This is a genomic window from Nostoc sp. (genome assembly GCF_036917095.1).
Classification (GTDB): Bacteria; Cyanobacteriota; Cyanobacteriia; order Cyanobacteriales; family Nostocaceae; genus Nostoc.
On sequence record NZ_JBALFH010000017.1, the window covers coordinates 13267 to 33131 of the forward strand.

At 43.3% G+C, this 19865-nt stretch carries 18 protein-coding genes; 8 read left to right on the forward strand and 10 right to left on the reverse strand.

The features are described 5' to 3' along the window. Positions 1 to 19 precede the first annotated feature (19 nt). From hpnH to V7L01_RS07510, 3 genes are all read right to left on the reverse strand, one after another. Positions 20 to 1039 (reverse strand): adenosyl-hopene transferase HpnH, encoded by a 1020-nt coding sequence (gene hpnH / locus V7L01_RS07500; protein WP_335033364.1) that lies wholly within the window; start codon positions 1037 to 1039, stop codon positions 20 to 22. 99 nt (positions 1040 to 1138) lie between these two features. Beyond that, on the reverse strand, positions 1139 to 2122 hold the full coding sequence (hpnA, locus tag V7L01_RS07505) for a hopanoid-associated sugar epimerase (RefSeq protein ID WP_335033365.1): 984 nt from the start codon (positions 2120 to 2122) through the stop codon (positions 1139 to 1141). Then, entirely contained in the window at positions 2122 to 4899 is a 2778-nt protein-coding gene (locus V7L01_RS07510) for an efflux RND transporter permease subunit (protein ID WP_335033367.1), read from the reverse strand. The genes hpnA and V7L01_RS07510 overlap by 1 nt, the downstream gene beginning before the upstream one ends. On the opposite strand from V7L01_RS07510, the gene V7L01_RS07515 reads away from it, so the two are divergent. From V7L01_RS07515 to V7L01_RS07530, 4 genes are all read left to right on the forward strand, one after another. Further along, positions 4869 to 5015 carry a hypothetical protein gene (locus V7L01_RS07515; protein ID WP_335033440.1) on the forward strand — a complete coding sequence of 49 codons (147 nt, stop codon included), beginning with the start codon at positions 4869 to 4871 and terminating at the stop codon, positions 5013 to 5015. The genes V7L01_RS07510 and V7L01_RS07515 overlap by 31 nt on opposite strands. 34 nt (positions 5016 to 5049) lie before the next feature. After that, a complete protein-coding gene (locus tag V7L01_RS07520) occupies positions 5050 to 5337 on the forward strand; it encodes a hypothetical protein (protein ID WP_335033369.1) in 288 nt (95 codons plus the stop codon). Then, a complete protein-coding gene (locus tag V7L01_RS07525) occupies positions 5330 to 6031 on the forward strand; it encodes a 5'-methylthioadenosine/S-adenosylhomocysteine nucleosidase family protein (protein ID WP_335033370.1) in 702 nt (233 codons plus the stop codon). Before V7L01_RS07520 ends, V7L01_RS07525 begins: the two co-directional genes overlap by 8 nt. A 474-nt stretch (positions 6032 to 6505) precedes the next feature. After that, positions 6506 to 8218, forward strand: coding sequence for a putative bifunctional diguanylate cyclase/phosphodiesterase (locus tag V7L01_RS07530; protein ID WP_335033372.1), 1713 nt, complete (start codon positions 6506 to 6508; stop codon positions 8216 to 8218). 283 nt (positions 8219 to 8501) lie between these two features. Here V7L01_RS07530 and V7L01_RS07535 read toward each other — a convergent pair whose 3' ends face one another. Both V7L01_RS07535 and V7L01_RS07540 read right to left on the reverse strand, forming a co-directional pair. Beyond that, a complete protein-coding gene (locus V7L01_RS07535; protein WP_335033374.1) occupies positions 8502 to 8936 on the reverse strand; it encodes a VOC family protein in 435 nt (144 codons plus the stop codon). A 107-nt stretch (positions 8937 to 9043) separates the two neighbouring features. Next, entirely contained in the window at positions 9044 to 9457 is a 414-nt protein-coding gene (locus tag V7L01_RS07540; protein WP_335033376.1) for a GNAT family acetyltransferase, read from the reverse strand. A gap of 151 nt (positions 9458 to 9608) precedes the next feature. Here V7L01_RS07540 and V7L01_RS07545 point away from each other — a divergent pair, with 151 nt between their 5' ends. The 3 genes from V7L01_RS07545 to ssuD all read left to right on the forward strand — a co-directional run bounded on the left by V7L01_RS07545 (position 9609) and on the right by ssuD (position 12803). After that, positions 9609 to 10364 (forward strand): dienelactone hydrolase family protein, encoded by a 756-nt coding sequence (locus V7L01_RS07545; RefSeq protein WP_335033378.1) that lies wholly within the window; start codon positions 9609 to 9611, stop codon positions 10362 to 10364. Positions 10365 to 10602: 238 nt separating this feature from the next. Next, on the forward strand, positions 10603 to 11649 hold the full coding sequence (locus V7L01_RS07550; RefSeq protein WP_335033380.1) for a sulfonate ABC transporter substrate-binding protein: 1047 nt from the start codon (positions 10603 to 10605) through the stop codon (positions 11647 to 11649). A gap of 17 nt (positions 11650 to 11666) precedes the next feature. Beyond that, complete coding sequence (ssuD, locus tag V7L01_RS07555; protein WP_335033382.1) at positions 11667 to 12803, forward strand: FMNH2-dependent alkanesulfonate monooxygenase; 1137 nt, start codon at positions 11667 to 11669, stop codon at positions 12801 to 12803. A 226-nt stretch (positions 12804 to 13029) separates the two neighbouring features. Here ssuD and V7L01_RS07560 read toward each other — a convergent pair whose 3' ends face one another. The 5 genes from V7L01_RS07560 to V7L01_RS07580 form a co-directional block, all read right to left on the reverse strand. Beyond that, on the reverse strand, positions 13030 to 13587 hold the full coding sequence (locus V7L01_RS07560) for a methylmalonic aciduria and homocystinuria type D protein (RefSeq protein WP_335033384.1): 558 nt from the start codon (positions 13585 to 13587) through the stop codon (positions 13030 to 13032). A gap of 476 nt (positions 13588 to 14063) precedes the next feature. Then, positions 14064 to 14270 carry a glycogen debranching protein gene (locus V7L01_RS07565; protein ID WP_196523698.1) on the reverse strand — a complete coding sequence of 69 codons (207 nt, stop codon included), beginning with the start codon at positions 14268 to 14270 and terminating at the stop codon, positions 14064 to 14066. A gap of 144 nt (positions 14271 to 14414) precedes the next feature. Next, positions 14415 to 15068, reverse strand: coding sequence for a MotA/TolQ/ExbB proton channel family protein (locus V7L01_RS07570; RefSeq protein ID WP_335033387.1), 654 nt, complete (start codon positions 15066 to 15068; stop codon positions 14415 to 14417). Positions 15069 to 15146: 78 nt separating this feature from the next. Further along, positions 15147 to 16031, reverse strand: a complete 885-nt coding sequence (gene rsmH / locus V7L01_RS07575; RefSeq protein WP_335033389.1) for a 16S rRNA (cytosine(1402)-N(4))-methyltransferase RsmH — start codon at positions 16029 to 16031, stop codon at positions 15147 to 15149. A gap of 173 nt (positions 16032 to 16204) precedes the next feature. Next, positions 16205 to 18115, reverse strand: coding sequence for a M48 family metallopeptidase (locus V7L01_RS07580; RefSeq protein ID WP_335033391.1), 1911 nt, complete (start codon positions 18113 to 18115; stop codon positions 16205 to 16207). A 330-nt stretch (positions 18116 to 18445) separates the two neighbouring features. On the opposite strand from V7L01_RS07580, the gene V7L01_RS07585 reads away from it, so the two are divergent. Continuing rightward, positions 18446 to 19630 carry an NAD(P)H-quinone oxidoreductase subunit H gene (locus V7L01_RS07585; RefSeq protein ID WP_335033393.1) on the forward strand — a complete coding sequence of 395 codons (1185 nt, stop codon included), beginning with the start codon at positions 18446 to 18448 and terminating at the stop codon, positions 19628 to 19630. Positions 19631 to 19865 lie beyond the last annotated feature (235 nt).

A 19865-nucleotide genomic window follows, 5' to 3' on the forward strand; every position in this document is an offset into this window, starting at 1 on the left:
ATGTAGTATTTACTACTTACTAGTTCCTCCCAAACACACTGCCAAGGGCACGCGCCATATTTTGCGGTTGCATTGCATCCATTGCGGCGGTGGGTTCATAGCCACAATGAACCATACAATCGGCACACTTGGGATTACCACTCTTCTGGCCGTATTGACTCCAGTCAGTTTGTGCCAGTAATTCCTTGAAGGTAGAGTAATAACCTTCGTTCAGCAGATAGCAAGGTTTTTGCCAACCGAGAACGCTATAACTAGGGCTGCCCCAAGGCGTGCATTCGTAATCTTTCTCACCAGTAAGAAAATCTAGGAACAACGGATTGTGATTGAAGTTCCAGTTTTTTGCACCACCTTTGTATGGAGCCAGAATTTCCCGGAAGAGGACGCGTGTTTGTTCGCGGTGGAGAAAATGATCTCGATCTGGTGCCCACTCGTAACTGTAGCCGGGAGAAATCATCATCCCGTCAGTATTTAGTGTTTCCAGAAAGTCGAAGAACTCTTGCATATCTTTGGCTTGGGTACCCTCAAAGACAGTGGTGTTAGTGGTGACACGAAAGCCTTTAGCTTTAGCGGCACGAATGGCTTTGACAGCAATATCAAAAACACCTTTGCGATCGACGCAGCGATCGTGTAACTCCCGCATCCCATCTAAATGCACGCTAAAAGTCAGGTAAGGAGAAGGTTGAAACTTATCCAGACTCTTTTCTAACAACAAACCATTGGTACACAAGTAAATATATTTCTTGCGCTCAATTAATCCCTGAACAATCTCATCAATTTGGGGGTGTAGCAGAGGTTCTCCGCCAGGAATGGAGACAACCGGCGCGCCGCACTCTTCTACTGCGGCAAAGCACTGTTCTGGGGTGAGATTTTGCTTTAAAATTTCCTTGGGATGTTGGATTTTACCACAACCAGTACAAGCTAGATTACACCGAAACAGAGGTTCCAACATCAATACTAAGGGGAAGCGTTTACGTCCTTTCAAACGCTGAGTAACAAGATACTTCCCAATATCCATAGCTTGTTGTAGATTAACTGCCATTGTTGCGATCGCTCCTCTTTTAAATATAAAAACACCACAATAGGGGCGCACATCTGTGTACCCCTACATATTGCATCCACACGTAAATCGCTAGATTTATCATTTGACATACCCCTGAGCCACAAACCAATCCACAGCATCTTTGAGTGCCGCCTTCAGCGGAGATTGAGGTAGACCCAACTCTCGTACAGCCTTAGCGGCATCGTAATACATAGGTTGTTTCGCCATCCGAACGCCATCCAATGGCACTGAGGGCGATTTCCCCAAAGGTGCGAGAACCTTTTCATCAACCCAGGCAACACTAAGGGGTAACCAAGCGGGTACAGTTCGTTGAGGTGCGCTTAAACCTGCGATCTCAGCGAGTTGTTCGAGTAGTTGCTTTAGACTTAGGTTTTGGTGACCTAAGATATAGCGATCGCCTGAGTTACCCCGCTGCAAGGCCAGTAAATGCCCCCATGCCACATCGCGCACATCGATAAAATTCAAACCAGTATCTAAGTAAAAGGGCATTTGCCGTCGTAAAAACCGCAAAATTATGTCACCCGTAGGGGTAGGTTTGATATCCAACGATCCAATCGGGCTGCTGGGATTGACTATAACTACCTCCTGACCTGTTGCAACGGCTTGCATGGCTTCTTGTTCAGCCAGAAACTTAGACTTTTTGTAGTTACCCACCAACTTTTCTAAGGGACTCTGATGTGTTTCATCCACAACTTCCCCTGACGATCCTACCCCAATTGCCGCAACCGAACTGGTGTAGACGGTGCGCTCAATGCCAGCTTTGCGAGCGGCTGCCAACACATTGCGTGTACCCAGGACATTGTGAAGCTGGAGTAACTCCCGATCTGTTTGCCAGAGGGAATAATGGGCTGCCACATGAAATAGGTATTGACAACCAATCATCTGTTGCCAAAGATTTGGTGAATTCAAATCGCCTTTGACAATTTCCACATCCAAACCGCGTAGATTCTCCAAATTGCTGCTATGGCGTACCAGCGCTTTGACTGTGTAACCCTGTTGCAGCAATAACCGTACCAAATGGGCACCAATAAAACCCGTACCCCCCGTGACAAAAACCTGCATCAAGCTGTCCCCCTGTTCTTAAATCGGGGAAACCAATCATCCAAAATAGTGTAAATTACTGGCACGACAATCAAGCTGAGGATAGTTGAAGTTACCAGTCCACCTGCGATCGCTACAGCCATAGGCGATCGCAATTCGGAACCAGCACCCAAACCTAAAGCGATCGGTAGCATCCCTAAAATAGTGGAGGCGGTGGTCATCATAATTGGTCTGAGGCGCACTATTCCGGTGTTGAGGATCGCCTCGGTGCGCTCTAAGCCAGCGTTGCGTAACTGGTTGATGTAATCCACAAGCAAAATGGCATTTTTATTTGCCAGCCCCAGCAAAAAGACGAAGCCGATCAGTGAGATCATGCCAAAGTCGCTCTTGGTGATTAGTAGCGCCAACATTGCCCCCACCAGTGCCAAAGGTAAAGAGACACCAATAACTAGAGGGTCTACCCAGCTTTTGAACAACAAAATTAGTACCACAATAATGCACAGGGCAGATAAAGCTAAAGTAGTGCCGAAACTGCTAAACACTTCACCTTGACGGGCAGAGTCTCCCCCTAAATTTAAGGAAACATTAGACGGTAACACCGCGTTTGCTTCAGCTACCACTTTGTCAGTGGCATCACCCAAGGAAAGATCCTTGCCAAGATTAGCACTAATGTAGGCTACCCGTTGATTATTCAGACGTTCGATCTGAAAAACCGTGCCTTGTGAATTGGTTTCACCTGTAACTGTGACATCAGCGAATCCCGGTAGCCTCTGAATTCTCTCTTTAATCGCTTTGACTGCTTTGCTTAGAGCTTGGAGATTATCACCTTGTAATGCTATTTGCAGGGGTTTTTGACCGCCGGAATCGACAAATTGAATATCTTCAACACTAGTAGTTACCCCAGAAAGAGCAGGTAATGAGGAGCGCAATTGGTCTTGTAGTTCCGAAGTTGTGATTGTACGGTCTTCCTTTAACTTTATATATAGTGTCCCTTTATTTGGCTCACCCTCGCGAGAACCAATAGTGGTAAATACCGTTTCAACTGCCGGTGATTTTCTCACAACCTCTTCTAGTTTCTTCGCAACCTCAAGAGAATCGTTCAAAGGATTGGGAATAGAGAATTGAGCATTGGGCACTAAAAATTGGGATGAGGTAGTTAATTTTTCTCCCCCTGCTCCCCCTGCTTCCCCTGCCCCTCTGCCCCCCTGCCCCTCTGCTCCCCCTGCTCCCTCTGCTCCCCCTGCCCCTCTGCCCCCCTGCCCCCCTGCTCCATCAGGGATACTCGGCAAAGGAGCCGTGTAAGCAATATTAAATTCGCCGCGATCTAGTTTGGGAATAAACCCTTTAGGAATTAGTGGAATCATTGCTATACCTGCAATGAAGCTGAGTACAGCTAACCCGATAACTATCTTCCGGTGATTTAAAGACCAACTCAGTAAGTTTCTGTAAGATTGGGTAAACGCCACCCAGATTTTGCCTTCCCGACGCGGGGAGAGCGAGGATTTAGGTTTCAGCCAGTAGATAGCGAGAACTGGAGATAAAGTGCGAGCAACTAGCATAGAAGCAAGCATCGCCGCTGAAACAGTGATACCAAAAGGTTTGAAGAATTGACCGATGACACCACCCATTAAACCTATCGGTAGAAAAACTGCTACTGCTGTCAAAGTGGCGGCGGTGACTGTCAACCCAATCTCATTTGTCGCTAAAAGCGCTGCTTGGCGGGGAGTTTCCCCATCTTCGACGTGTCGCATGATGTTTTCTACATCCACGATCGCATCATCAACAATACTACCAATCACCAAAGCTAAAGCCAGCAAGGTGATTGTCTCCAGGTTAAAGCCGAAAATCGCCATGACGATAAACGTCGCCAACAAAGACGTAGGAATCGCCAAGGCAGAGATCAGAGTTGCCCGCCAATTCCACAAAAAAGGAAAAATTACTACTATTGATAACAAGACTGCTTCCAGCAAAGCATCGATTGTTGACTGGGTGGCTTGGCGAATATATTCTGCTTGGGTAGCAGCTAAGGTAAGGTTGACATCCTTGAGAGTAGAGCGTAGCCTTTGAACTTCTTTCTCAACCTGACTCACTACTTCCAAAGTGTTAGCGTTACCGCGTTTGATTACCTGAAATGCGAGTGCGTCTTGGCCATTAAACCGCACTAATGTCGCTCCTACTTGGGGAACAGCGGCACTCGCACTCGCTGCATTTAAAGGAGGAGTTGCATTAGCAGCACCGAGTAGTGAGACTTTCAAGACTCCTGGAAGTTTAGCGATCGCACTCACAATCTCATCTTGCGCCAACTTCGTCAAATCTGTGAGATTCCGCGATGGACTCTGAATGGCATAGCTAATGGCGGCTGACTCGTTTAGATTCAGGGGAATAATTTTGGAAGTTGCTCCTTGAGGCAAAGTCAACTGCTTGAGGGCAGTTTCAACCTTTTTGGTGGATGTTTCTAAATTCGTCCCAACCGCAAAAGAAAGGGCAACGGCTGTTTGACTAGGATAGGTGGATGAGCGGATATTCTCCAGTCCTTCTAGGGAACGGAGGCGTTCTTCCAGGGGTTGGGTGAGCTTCGCCTCTGTATCCAGGGCAGTTGTCAGGGGGGCTGTAGCATTTACAACCACAACTGGAAAAGTAATATCTGGAAACAAGGCATACTTAAGAGAGCTGAAAGCCAGAATACCAGCTACCGTTACGGCAATCCAAAAACTCACCGTCAGCCACGAAAATTGAATCGCCAATTTGGAAATATTGAAGAGTTCTCGTGCGGATTTTGAGTTATCAAGCTTTACCATCTTGGAAAATTATCGTGTGGGTGACACAATTATTTAGTCATGCTACAGCAATCACCTTCGGTTTGCGAGTTTTGGTCACCACCAAACGGCAATATTACTTATTGTTACTCAGATAAAGCAAAATTTTTAATCCAGAATGGAACTTGACACATGAAACTTGGTTCTGTTGAGCATAAGGAATTATTCTGCCGGAGCTTTACAGAAAGCTACAGGGAATATGAGCCTGAGTATTTGCCATGTCCAGATTTGGATGATACAGCCTTGACTTCCCTACGCAGTATTCCCTTGCGTAAGAAAGTGGATACAGAGCGACAAGCCGGAGTAATAGTTAGTCGTTACGCAGCTACGGTAAGCACTCCTCTTTTACAAACTGCGATCGCCCTCCCCACCTTTGAGTTATTACCCAAACTTGAAACTGTTGAGAGGGCTAGTGCCTAATTTTCTGCCCATCAACACAATTCTGGTGCCTCAGGGAGCAGAATATAAAGCTGTCTGTCGCGGATTAAGCGGCGTTACTGGCTCCAAGCCAACGATAGTAGCCATACCTGTTGGGATGAAGCCTTTACTCAAATATCTGCAAAAATACCCAGAAAACGGACAATTTCTGACTCCAAAATCCAGAGTGCTGATTATGGGTATATGTGGCAGCTTAAGCGATCGCCACACAGTTGGTGATATTGTGCTGTATCAAGATTGCGTTTATCAGGGAAAGCAGCAAGAATGCGATCGCACTTTCACAGCACAATTGCACTCTTCTTTATCAGATAAAGTCTCATTAGTCAACGCATTGACAAGCGATCGCGTGATTTGGTCTGCTGCCGAAAAACGTCGTTTAGGTGAGAGTTTGGCGGCTGATGTTGTTGATATGGAAGGATTTACCGCCCTAGAGTTTTTCAATGCGGCTGGGGTGGCCGTAGCAATACTGCGAGTAGTCAGCGACGATTGTCAGCATAATATCCCCGATCTCACACCAGCAATTAACTCTGATGGCTCCCTAAACCCTTTTCCTTTAGCGATAGGAATGCTTCGACAACCCCTTGCTGCTACTCGGCTGATTCGAGGTTCATTAACAGCATTAAAGGTGTTAGAGCAAGTTACAAATCTGCTCTTTTCTGGCTCTAGTCTGAAATAATCTGTTGCGTCTTTACAGCAATTTTCAGGTAAATAGACCACGCCGTAGGGGCACAGCAGATGTGATTCAATTACATGAAAACTGCTGTAATTGCACACTTAATCATTAGGAAGTCAAAAATCATTAGACCTCTTGCATAGTCGAGATTTGTGAAATTGAACTAGAAATAAATACCGATAAATATCAGTGTTTATCTCTAGTTCCTTTTGCTTTTATATTACGTTAATGCAAACCTATAATTAGCTAATATAAATATTTTATACAACTACCTAATTGTTACGTAATTGCTTATTCTATAAGCTTTACAGAAACTTTAAGGATATATACATTAAGTAGTAAACGAGATAGGGAAGAATAATATATAACCTTTTTATGGTTGAGTTCCACTAGAGCTAATTCCACTGGATTGTGAATCAAAAATACTTTTTTGTCTGGATAGCTCGGAACTAATTTGCCAACTATCGAACAGAATTTATGAAGCTCAATCACCAGCTCTACCTGTACACGTTCCTAGCTAATTTTGGATGGCTCAAGAAAAGTTATACCGCTAAAATCATGTTGGTGGCATTTTTGGGCACTCACGTACCACTTCTGACCTTACTTTTGAGTTTCGTCATCTCAAACTCCTATTCCTTGGAAATGGCGGTGCGAGTTATGAGCGTTGCTCTATTGGCTACCTTAGCGGGTACGGCCGCTACTCTTTACGCGCTACACCACCTCCTCAAACCGGTTATTTTGACATCTGCGACATTGCAAAATTATCTGACCACCAAAACCCTACCTGAATTGCCCACAGAATATTCTGATGAAGCGGGCACATTGATGGCGGATACCTCACAAACTCTTCATAAATTAGATGAGTTAATTCACTACATCAGTAATTATGACGACCTGACTGGATTACCTAATCGTGATTTATTCCGCGATCGCCTCCATCAGACTTTATCCCAACCAGAAAACAACCAGCGCCTTGTTGCCGTTTTTTTGCTGGGTATTGATGATTTCACTGGTATGAGTCATGGGTTGGAGCCTCAGACAACAAATTTGTTGTTAAGAGCAGTTGCTCAGAGGTTATCACTCTGCATAGCGCAAACAGATATTCTTGCCCATTTGAATGGAGATGAATTTGCCATTGCCCGCACGGACATTGTTTCTTTTGAAAGCATGATTAAGTTATCTCAGGTAGTGTTAAGTACCCTGAGCAAACCCTTTTCTGTAGAGGGTAATTTGATTCATATCACCGCCAGCATCGGCATCACAATTAATGACCTGAACGATCGCAATAGTGTAGATCAACTCTTGCAACAGGCTCACATGGCACTGTACCAGGCGAAGCAGCAAGGGCGTAGCCAATACCAATTCTATTCCCCGGAAATTAATGCTCAGTTGCAGGAGCGACTGACGCTAGAAAATGAATTACATGGGGCGCTTGAGCGTAACGAAATGCTGGTTTATTATCAACCTCTGATTGATTTAGACAGTGGAGAAATTACAGCTGTGGAAGCGTTGATTCGCTGGCAGCATCCTACTTTAGGTATGATTTCTCCAGCAAAGTTTATTCCCATTGCAGAAGCCAATGGTGCGATCGTACCAATTGGCGAATGGGTGTTGCGAACTGCTTGCGCCCAAAACCGTGCTTGGCAGCTTGCTGGATTTACCCCAATCCGGATATCTGTGAATCTGTCAGCTCGACAGTTTGAACAACCCTATCTGGTTGAGGTCATCAACCAAATTATTGAGGAGACTGGACTCAAAGCATCCGATCTGGAACTGGAAGTAACGGAAAGCTTCTTGATGGGTGATGTTGAGCGATCGGTTAAAACCTTAAAAAAATTACGAGAACTGGGTATATGGTTGGCGCTAGACGACTTTGGCACAGGTTATTCCTCCTTGAATTACTTGAAGCGCTTTCCTGTGAATATACTGAAGATCGATCAGTCATTTGTGCTGGATGTCATGTCCAATCCTGATAGCGCCGCTGTTACCGATGCCATTATTGCTCTTGCCAAGAGCCTCCGGTTGAGTATCACGGCAGAGGGCGTGGAAACGCAAGAACAGCTTGAATACCTGAAAATGCGGGGATGTCACGAAGGTCAGGGTTACTACTTTAGTCGTCCTGTACCCGCTGATATAATTGTCCCGATGTTGCAGAAAAGCTCTCAGCAGATGGAGATAATTGCAGCATAGATAAATGCCTCAGTCAGAAAGTTGCCCCCCCTGATAGCGTTTCACTGTAATTCTTGATAGAAATGGTTAGCAGGGGGGTAGGGAAAGATGAGTCAATGAGGCGAATAAAATCTTCAACTTCCCTCAAATTGACCACAAGTTCAAACGGCTTCTCTTTTACACATACGACATTCAACGGTTTTTACAGGGCGATACCGCTTTCAATATCCGCGAATGCGTAGCTGGAAATTAAATCTAGATAATTAAGTAGAAACTGGCGGGCGATTTCCATTAATATTGTTGCTTAAGACACCGTTGCTGAATGTCTTTCTAATAGCAACTCCTCTGCTTGTAGCTGTGCAAAAGTACTCTTTACGAACTCTGCAATCTCTATCCGATTCCCACCGGGATCGCGGAGGAAAAACCGCACGCATCCTGGAAGTGGTCGGCGATCGGGAATAATTTCTACTCCATGCCCTTTTAGGTGTTCCTCAAAGGCGTTCAAGTTAGCGACTTGGAAACAAAAATGTCGTCTAGATGCTTGGTTATTAGCGTTGTTCTCTCTACTGACGTGCAATTCAATGTTTCCTAGCGAGTACCACGCTCCTGAATCATTCTCGATCGCTTCAGGTCTGGGAATTTCAGTCAGTCCCAAAACCTTGCTATAGAAAGATAGCATTGCATCCTCCACCTCAAGAGGATAGGTTACTTGAATATGATGAACTGCATCAAGCTTCATAAATTTTTCTCCTAGTTTGGGTTAAATTTGGCAACGCTACAATCGCCTTTTTCAGTAATTAATAGTGGCGTATTTCTAAAGTTTTTCTGTTCCGACTTACCAAAAATCTATGCGACAAGCTTTCCCATACTGATGCGTTCTTCGACGAGATAGCCAAGTTTTCTATAAAACTCAACTACTTCAGCGTTGGAGACACGAACCTGGAGATTGATTTTGAGGCATCCCATCGCTATCAATAGCCTCTCTGCGTGCCGCACTAGCTTGCTACCAATACCCTGCCGTTGATAGTGAGGATTGACGGCAACTGTATATAGCCAACCGCGATGCCCGTCATATCCTGCCATAATAGTGCCTACAATTACAGAGTTAATTTCCGCGACCAAAAATAACTCAGGCTGTACAGCAAGCTTCTGACTGATTACCAATTTTGAGCTGCTGTGCGATGGGTTATTAGGAAACACCTCATCCCACAGGGCACTTACTGATTCAGCATCAGATACTTGGTATGGTCTTATATTCATCTACATCTCTAAATCAAAGGACTTGCCTTTGCTGATTGTTTGTGAAATACTACTCTTGAAACTACGGTAAATTGGTAGATTTTAGGTAGTATTTTACAAAATTTACCATAAAACATCGCGTCCTCAAAGCAATTGCAGGCTAATCCCTAAGATGACAAACACAGAAATTCGCACCGCTCAAGTTAAAGTCCCTAACGGAGATTTGCAAATTGATGCTTACTTAGCAGAACCAGCAAAAGTGGGAAGATTCCCAGCCGTGATTGTGATTCAGGAAATTTTTGGGGTTAATATTCACATTCGGGAAGTTGCGGAGAAATTTGCCAAAGAGGGATATGTTGCGATCGCTCCGAGTTTATTTCAACGCACCGCCCCCGGTTTTGAGGGTGGATACACCCCTGAAGATGTCCAGCAAGGAAGAGGGTATAAGGAGCAGACAACAGCAGAGGAAATATTGAGCGATATTAAAGCTGCGATCGCCTATTTAAGAACTCTACCAAATGTGCAAGGAGATGCGATCGGCTCCATTGGTTTCTGCTTTGGCGGCCATGTCGTTTATCTAGCTGCCACTTTACCAGATATTAAAGTTACAGCTTCCTTCTATGGTGGCGGTATTCCTAACTCAACTCCCGGTGGTGGAGAACCAACCATCACTCGCACTCCTGATATTAAAGGCCCGATTTACGCATTCTTTGGTCTTGAAGATAAAGGAATCCCCTTGGAGCAAACAGAGCAGATTGAGGCTGAATTGAAGAAAAATCAGATTCCCCATGCTATCTTCCGCTATCCTGGTGCAGAACACGGCTTTTTCTGCAACCATCGCGCTAGCTACAATGCCGAAGCTGCTGCCGATGCTTGGAAAAACGTTCAAGAACTTTTTCAAAAGAACCTTCAGCTTCAAAAGGTCTAAATCTTTGGGTTAAGGGAACTCCAAGAAATAAATTATCCAATCTTGTGGGGTGGGCATCTTGCCCGCCATATAAACTGGGCGCTCATGTTGCCCACCCCACAATCAATAATTGAATATTTTTTTATTTGGAAGTCCCTAAAAGCAATACACCGCTAGGGGCGCACAGATGTGCGTCCACACGGCTGAACATCGGCATAGCCAAATAGTCAAAAGCAAATAAAAATAAAGTATCAGAGCGATGATTACCGCCTTCAAACAGCTACGAGTTAACGTTTTCCAGCATTTTTCACTATTCCTATTACCTGGATTATTAACAATCTCAACAACCTTAATCAGTTGCTCAGTCGAAACCCCAAATTCAGAAAATAAAACCACTGCTTTAAAAACCAAAGTTGTCCGGATGGGATATCAAAGCTCTGGGGATATTTTCCGGCTTAAAGGATTGATAGAAAAACGTCTACAGCCTTTAGGTGTTTCCGTTGAATGGGCACAATTTGCCGCAGGGCCACAACTGATGGAAGCGATGAATGTCGGTAGGGTTGATATTGGTTCAGTAGGCGAAACTCCCCCGATATTTGCTCAAGCGGCTGGCACATCTTTAGTCTATATCGCTAGTAATAAACCCAGTACTGGCAAAGGAAGCGGAATTATCGTCCAAAATAATTCACCGATTCGGACTTTAGCCGACCTCAAAGGTAAAAAAGTAGTTTTTCAAAAGGGTTCTGCTTCCCATTACTTATTAATAAAAGCTTTGGAAGAAGCTAATTTGAAATATAGTGATATTCAAGCCATTAGCCTCCCTCCTTCAGAAGCCCGCGATGCTTTTATTCAAGGAAAAATTGATGCCTGGGTAACTTGGGACCCTTATTTAGCCGTGGCACAAAAAAAGGCAAATGCCCGTGTTTTGAGAGATGCTAGCGGCATTGCTACTCAGGGTGGATATTACATGGCTGCACGAAAGTTTGCCACAGAAAATCCCAACTTAGTCCGATTAGTTCTTGAGGAGATAGGTAACACAGGCGACTGGGGTGATAAAAACCGAGCAGAAGTTGTAAAACTTACTATTCCTCACCTCAAAATCGATGAGGATATCTTAAAAACAATGGTTGAAAGGCGAACTTACGGCTTAAGACCAATTACGCCAGAAATCATGGAAAATCAACAGAAAATAGCAGATTTATTTGCCAAAGAAAAAGTGATTCCTAAGCAGATTAATATTAAGGAAGCGATGCTGACTAGCGAACAATATGCAGCCATTACACCGGAAACCATTAGTCAGAAATAGTGCCAGGAGATAGGAACATGGAAGTTTTTTGGTATTTGCCTACACAGGGAGACGAGCGTTATTTAGGTTCTACAATTGGCAGGCGACCAGCGACTTATCCCTATATGCAGCAAATCGCTCAAGCTGTTGATAAATTGGGCTATGGCGGGATGTTGATTGGTACTGGACAAAAACAGGATACTTGGATTGTAGCTACTTCGTTAATTTCAGTTACGGAACGCTTGCGGTTTCTTGTAGCCTTTCGTCCGGCAATTATGTCGCCTTCTTTAGCAGTCAGAATGGCTGCGACTTTTGACCAGATTTCTAACGGTCGAATTATTCTGAATGTTGTCACTGGTGGCGACACAAAAGAACTTGCTAAAGATGGGATTTTCTTAGCTCACGATCAGCGTTATGAACTCACAGATGAGTTTTTGACAATTTGGCGATCGCTCATGCAAGGTGAAGAAGTAACCTATAGTGGTCGCCATTTGAAAGTTGAAGGCGCTAAACTGCAATTTCCTCCCGTACAAAAGCCTTATCCGACTTTATATTTTGGTGGTTCTTCGGATGCTGCTCTCCAAGTTGCTGCCAAACACATTGATGTGTATTTAACTTGGGGCGAACCACCAGATGAAGTTGCCCAAAAGATTGCAAAGGTACGCCGATTAGCAGCAGAACAAGGTAGAACAGTCCGCTTTGGGATTAGGATGCACGTGATAGTGCGCGAAACTACTCAAAAAGCTTGGGATGCAGCTAACGAACTGATTCAGTATGTGGATGATGAGACAATCGCTGCTGCATATCAGCGCTTTGCTCAATCTGAATCAGAAGGACAACGCCGCATGGCGCAACTGCATAAGGGCGATCGCAAAAACTTAGAAATTAGCCCCAACTTATGGGCAGGTGTTGGCTTAGTACGTGGAGGTGCTGGTACTGCCTTAGTCGGAGATCCAGAAACAGTTGCTGCGCGAATGCTGGAATATGCCGATTTAGGAATTGATACCTTTGTTTTTTCAGGTTATCCCCATCTCGAAGAAGCCTATCGAGTCGCAGAATCACTGTTTCCTCTATTACCAGTGCAAATGCCAGCGATTGCATTACCGCAGCAGGTTGCAAGTACATTTAGTGAATTTGTTACCAAAACAGATTTACTCAAACCACAACCAGTGTAAGCAATTCAAAATCACCAAACTTCTTGTACATTCACAAATTAGATGTCGCCGTTCACAAATTAATGCCTTTTTCACACATTAATTAATGTATCCCGATCGCATGCAAAATATGTCCTATAAAACCAGAATCTATTTGTAAATTTGATTAGCTTCAGAATTGATAGCCATCAGATTACTCTGAATGAATAACCCAAATAAATATAAAAGAGAGCGAGCCAATGCCCAATTAATAATCAATTTCTCTCCACCCATGCATGGATGCTATGCCTTTTGTAACCCATTCGATCGCAATTGGGGGAGCTTCTGATATCAAAATGCTAGGATAAACTGCTGCACCCCAATCGGGATGCAGTAGTATACGGCATTGATTTTTAATCACTGGATAGTTGAGTAAAGCTTTGACAACTGCTGTGTCATCGTGGGGAATTGCTCCGGGATGAGACAGTAAAGGATAGCCTGTACGAGGGTCGATTAAGTCTGTTAAATAACCGCGATCGCGCAGATTAAATGCCAAATCGCAGCCAAATCTCATGAACTTTTCTCGCAAGCGTTCTTTCTCTGACTCTACTTCTGCTGTCTTTTCAATTAATTGATAACGCGATTGCTGTAAGACAATCACTACTCGTAAAAATGGCTGCCGTTTCCAATCTGGCAATATCCGTTCGCAGTTGGCACAGATATATTGACTGGGAGGATGAATTGAAATTTGAACTGCTTGTCCCGTTTCACCAACTAAATTAATGGGACAGGCTTGCTCCGAAGTGTAAACCTTGGGATAGTTCACTAAATTGATTCGATTTATGCAAGATTTTTAATTTAATCTCCGGTATAGATGATAGCTCTTAAAACTTCAGAAAAATCATCACTTTTCTATAATATGTTACTTTTTTTGGCAACAGTTGCTAATAATTTGATAATTTTAATCCTAATTTTATCCTTTATTAACCTGTTCTCATCGGATTTGCTGCGATCGCTGTCGGCATTGGCATAGGTGTAGCATCTGGTAGACAAGCAATGCCTATGGCGGGCTACGCCTACGCACCTGAAATATGTTCGATCGAAATCCCAAAAAATGAACTCCATCTCAGACGATTTGCAGTCAAAACCAAAATGGTCTAACTGTCAGCAAAGCTCGGTTAAACAGCCGTCTGGTGAAGCAAAGAGCGTCGAAATTTCGCCCAAAGGTGAGCAGAAAACACAAAGGTAATCTTGACTGCTGAGAAAAAGGTAAGCTCTTAGCTTACTTTCCATAGCACTCAATTAATTGAGTTTTAAAGAATTTACTGGCACTTCATCCCAAGAATCGACTGTCCGCAATTGCGCTACCCAACCTGCTGCCTTTTGCGTCTCGGTCAAATTATTCTGAAATGAATCATGGCAATCTTTGGCTTGAGATTCATTACAAGTAGCAATACACGCATGAATCATCCCAGAAGGATCGATTTGCTCATTTACCCAAATAGTCATGGAATATTCCCTCAAAAACTGTAGCGAAAAAAGCTATTCGTCATTTTAGAATACTATTAGAGTCGAAAATTGTAGAGCAACATCGGTAACAAATAGTGAACTAATCCAATTACCGATTACTAATTTACATTACCCAGTTCTGCTTCATCTGGTAGGCACATAAGATTTATTTCCTCTTTCGTAGCGACGGCGGTAGAGTAATTCTAACTGTCCACCATATTCTTGAATCCAGGCAATCTGGCGCTGGTAGAGTCCCCGGAAGGTATTGGCAAATAAAAGTGTAAAGATTGCCACTACCAACCCTGATGCTGTGGATACTAAAGCTTCACTAATTCCAGATGTCACACCTGTTGTTTGACTACCTCCCACATCTCCGATATTCAGAGAGGCAAAGGAGTTAATTAATCCTAAAACAGTGCCGAGAAGTCCTAACAGGGGTGCTAGACCAATAATTGTCTCAAAAATATTTTGGAAGCGCTTGAGCAAGGGAATTTCGCCTTGTGCTTCACTTTCTAATGCCAAACGAAATTCCTCTGGTGTCGGCTCTTCCAATTCTAAAGCTGCTAAAAAAATTCGAGCAATGGGTAAATCAGTATTTTTTTGCAATTTATCTAAAGCACTAACTACATTATCAAGGCGATAAAGCTGTAGCACCTCTCGTACTACCTTGTTTTGCCGATTACTTATCTTTACCCAAAAGATGATCCGTTCGATAATCAGCGCTACCCCTAACAAAGAGAACCCCAGCAGAGGCCACATGACTACGCCACCTGCTGTAAACAGATTACTAATTTCCATTTATTATTTTTTAACTCTTCAACAACGCTAGGTTAACAGATCGTTGAGATGAAGCAGTTTAACGCTGCATTGTTGTAGTTACAGCAACTTTTCAGCTATCCTCAACTTAGCCGATCGCGATCGCGGATTTTTCCCAATTTCCTCTTCTTGAGCAATAATCGGTTTTTTTGTCAAGACCTTTAACAAAGGTGAATTTCTTAAACTATGCTTTACCGGGCGGTCTTCCAAACTGTGAAAACTGATAATTGCAATTCTGCCGCCAGGGACAAGGGCATTTGGTGCTTTATCCAAAAAGGTTTCTAGGGATTTTAACTCATCGTTGACCACAATTCGCAGAGCTTGAAATACACGGGTAGCGGGGTGAATTCTCCCATAACGGTATTTAGGGGGAACTGAAGAAGCGATCGCATCAGCTAATTCTGTAGTCGTGTGTAACGGACGGCGTTCGACAATGCGACGAGCAATGCGCCGCGATAATCTTTCCTCACCGTACTTAAAGAAAATATCTGCTAATTCCGCTTCATCCCAATTATTAATTACATCAGCAGCAGTTAGCGATCGCCCCCGATCCATTCTCATATCCAAATTTGCAGCTTGGCGGAAGCTGAAACCCCTTTCTGCCTTATCTAAATGGTAAGAACTCACCCCCAAATCGGCTAAAATACCATCGAAAGTGTTGGGGGGAAATTCGTAGTCAGCAAAATTACTATGAATAAATTGTACGCGATCGCCAAACTCTGCTAATTCTTTTCTCGCTGCTGCTAAAGCATCCTCATCTTGGTCAATCGCCGTTACTTGTACATCTGGCGCAGCTTCTAAAATCAAACGACTGTGACCACCACCGCCTACCGTTGTATCAAGATAATGACCTCCTGGAGATACTGCTAAACCTGCAATCACTTCCTGCGGTAACACTGGTAGATGGGAAAATATCGGTTCTTCGATAGCTAGCTGACGATTCATGAGACTTAGGGCAAAAAACCACAGATAAACTTTAATTATGTATTCTTTTCTTTGTGTCTTTGTGTGTTCCTAGCTAAAAAATAGTGTTTGAACCACTAAGACACAAAAGGAAAATATCATAAACTCGACACCCAGCGTCAGCTTTGGATCTTGAGTTTTAAGCATCTATAGTGCTATTTTTTACCTTTCTTGTCGTAAATCATCGAATTTGGTATCCGTTTGAATTTTTTCTCCATCTTTAAATGGCTATTTAAAATAAAAATGAATACATTTTCAAGAAATTCATTTCCTTGTAACAAGCTCTTTGCAAGTCTAGAGTTCTCAGCTTCATAGCTATCTTCAAATAAACTAATTTTCCGCTTAACACTGAGAACATAAAGTGGCTTCTCAGGAAAATATTGCAATTCTTTTTTAACTAAGTAAGCAGTTATTATATGCGGGTAATGAGATAGCTGCTGACGAAGCTTGTTTGCCTCTACGTCTGAAATATTATGAGATTCAAAATTATCATTTTCTTTCAAGTTAGAACGTTCTTGCTGCGCTTTAAAAATTAACTCACCATAATTTTCGGCACGTTCTTGATAAGATTTTGCCTCATTAGCTTTTCCTTGCTTTTTAAGAAAATAGCAAATTGTCTGACAACCTTCTATGACTATACTAGAGTCTTTATCTATCGCCCTCTCAATGTATTTTATTCCGGTTGCATCCTGTTTGTTTAATAATATTTGCCCTAGTAAATAATTAGCTGAGGCATGGTGAGCATCACGATGAATAATTTCTTTTAACAGTGGTATAACTGCTTCTTCACCCTCCAAGTCAAATGTCAAAAATGCTCGCTGGCTAGCTTCTTCTAAGGTTAGCTGTTGTTTTTGCGATTTGCGATTTAAATCTTTTAACGCAGCTATTGATTCTTGAAACTCAACATATTTTTGCCGCCAAGGTGTTGCTATTTCTTCCCGCCAAATTTGGCTAAAATGTTCGATAAAATTCTCTAAACTATCTCCCAATAATTCTTGGGCAGCATTGATTTTAACTGGCGCAAGTATAGCTACTTCTTGCTGATTGCTGAGGATGTATCCCAAGGCTTTAAGTCTATCTGTCAGGCAAGGATGAGTATCAGCATTGTTAGTTTTTTTTGTTAAGGCTTCCATTAAATAACTACTTGTTATTTCCTGATTAAGTCTCTGACTTAAAGCCTGCTGCATAGCCATATAAGTCATTTTTGGTGGTTCGATTTGTGTCTCAACTTGTTTATAGATGGTAGACCAAAAATCTCTTTGTATAAATCTAGCTTTGACCTGTGAATTTATCAGAGCTTCAGCAGTATTTTGTTCTCCGGTTAGTTCAACAGAACATCTATCTGCTTCATATTCATCCATCCGTGCCAACACAAAAGAATAGGCATTAAAAAACGGGCTGTACCATGTCAAAAAACGCTCAAAGATTAACCATGATACTTCATTTCCACCTTGTCCTAACCCTTCAAGGATGCGATACCAAGTTTGACGTTGGCGATAAATCCAAGCATTAAAACGGCTGTGATTTCCTGATAAATGTCCTAGTTCATGGGCTAAGACGGCACGAAATTGTTCGGGTGGCAGTGCTAGCATTAGCGGTAGACCCACAATTAAGTAATTTTGCTGCCCTCCGAGCAAACCTAAGCGTGGTCTTTGGACAACTGCTGCATTAAAATCGTTGGTCAGCAAGATGTGGTGAAACCGTGGAGCTTGTAGCTTCGATGAGATTTCGTTAGTTAAAGAATAGAGATTGGGTACATCTTTGGGTTGCAGTGGTAAACCTGTAGGTGGGGGAAAAGAAACCCAAAGCGATCGCACTAACACCAATGCGAACGCCAGCAAAAACAGAACACCTTTCACAGATGAGGCATGAATTGACTTAGCGTTAAGCATCAAAAAGACAATACCTACCAGCAGAGTCAACGTTATAGCTAGAACCAAAAATATATATGCATAGCCTAAAGTAGCCAAAAAAGCAACCTGCAATTTATAAAGATGCGGTTGTTTCTTAGCAAAAGCTTCTAACTTCTGAATTAGCCTATCAAAACGCTCTTGATTGAAAGCCATAAATATGTATCAGCCTCATAAAACTGTAATATAGCTGACACAATATCTCTATAGCTTACGTATAAACTCAGAAGTCAATAGTTATCATTGAGAAAACGCATCTTCTTTCACCCCGTCCTCCCAGCACCATGAGATAAAAAAATTCGATGCCTTAATTAAGTGCATATCGAGCTTCCATATAATAGTTGAAGAAGTGCAACAAAATTAAACATCAAATCAAATTCCTCTTCCCACAACCCTTATTTTGGCTTGACAAACAAGATAAATTGGGTCTAGTTGGCATCTGCGCGGTTGAATTCAATATTTTCACGAACGGAGAACACGAAATCTATGACCAGACTAGAAACCCGCACTGAACCAATGGTGCTAAACATGGGGCCACACCACCCCTCAATGCACGGGGTTCTGCGGCTAATCATGACTCTGGATGGCGAGGATGTTGTTGACTGTGAACCAGTCATCGGCTATTTGCACCGGGGAATGGAAAAAATTGCTGAGAACCGCACTAATGTAATGTACGTTCCTTACGTTAGTCGGTGGGACTACGCTGCGGGAATGTTCAACGAAGCCGTCACTGTTAACGCCCCAGAAAAGCTTGCAGGTGTCGCTGTCCCCAAACGTGCTAGCTACATCCGCGTCATCATGCTGGAGTTGAACCGCATCGCTAACCACTTGCTGTGGTTTGGCCCCTTCCTAGCTGACGTAGGCGCACAAACTCCCTTCTTCTACCAGTTCCGCGAACGGGAGATGATTTATGATTTGTGGGAAGCTGCCACAGGTTATCGGATGGTGAATAATAACTACTTCCGCGTTGGTGGAGTAGCAGCCGATTTACCTTACGGTTGGGTAGATAAGTGTCTGGAATTCTGCGACTACCTATTGCCCAAAATTGATGAGTACGAACGCTTAGTAACCGATAACCCTATCTTCCGGCGACGTGTTGAGGGTATTGGTACTGTCACTCGTGAAGAAGCAATTAACTGGGGACTTTCTGGCCCAATGTTACGCGCATCTGGCGTGAAATGGGATTTGCGGAAAGTTGACCATTACGAATGCTACGACGATTTTGACTGGGATGTACAGTGGGAAACCGCCGGTGATTGCTTTGCCCGTTACGTGGTGCGGATGCGGGAAATGCGCGAATCTGTAAAGATTATTCGCCAAGCAATTAAAGGACTTCCCGGCGGCCCTTACGAAAATCTGGAAGCGAAGCGTTTAGCCGCAGGTAAAAAATCCGAGTGGGACGCATTTGATTACCAATTCATCGGCAAAAAAGTTTCTCCCACTTTCAAGATTCCCAAGGGTGAAATCTACTCTCGTGTAGAAAGTGGCAAAGGTGAATTGGGAATTTATTTGGTTGGCGATGATAACGTTTTCCCTGCGCGTTGGAAGATTCGCGCCGCAGATTTCAACAACCTCCAGATTGTTCCACATTTACTGCGCGGCATGAAGGTTGCAGATATTGTGGTTATTCTAGGCAGTGTTGACGTAATCATGGGGTCTGTGGATAGGTAGAAAATATCTATCTAAGTTCTTTTTAGAGCAGTTGTATTACAGTGCAACTGCTCTATTTTTTTGAGTGTTGGGTAAAACCCCTGACTATATCACAATACGCTTGGTTAAAGCAGGAGACGCGATAAATCGCCGTCTCTACAATAATCAGTCCTTCGCAGAGCCACCCCTTCTCTAGCTGGAAAAATTTTACCTCGTTCTCAATCAGAGACTGGGAACGAGGCGTAGTAGGTTGGGT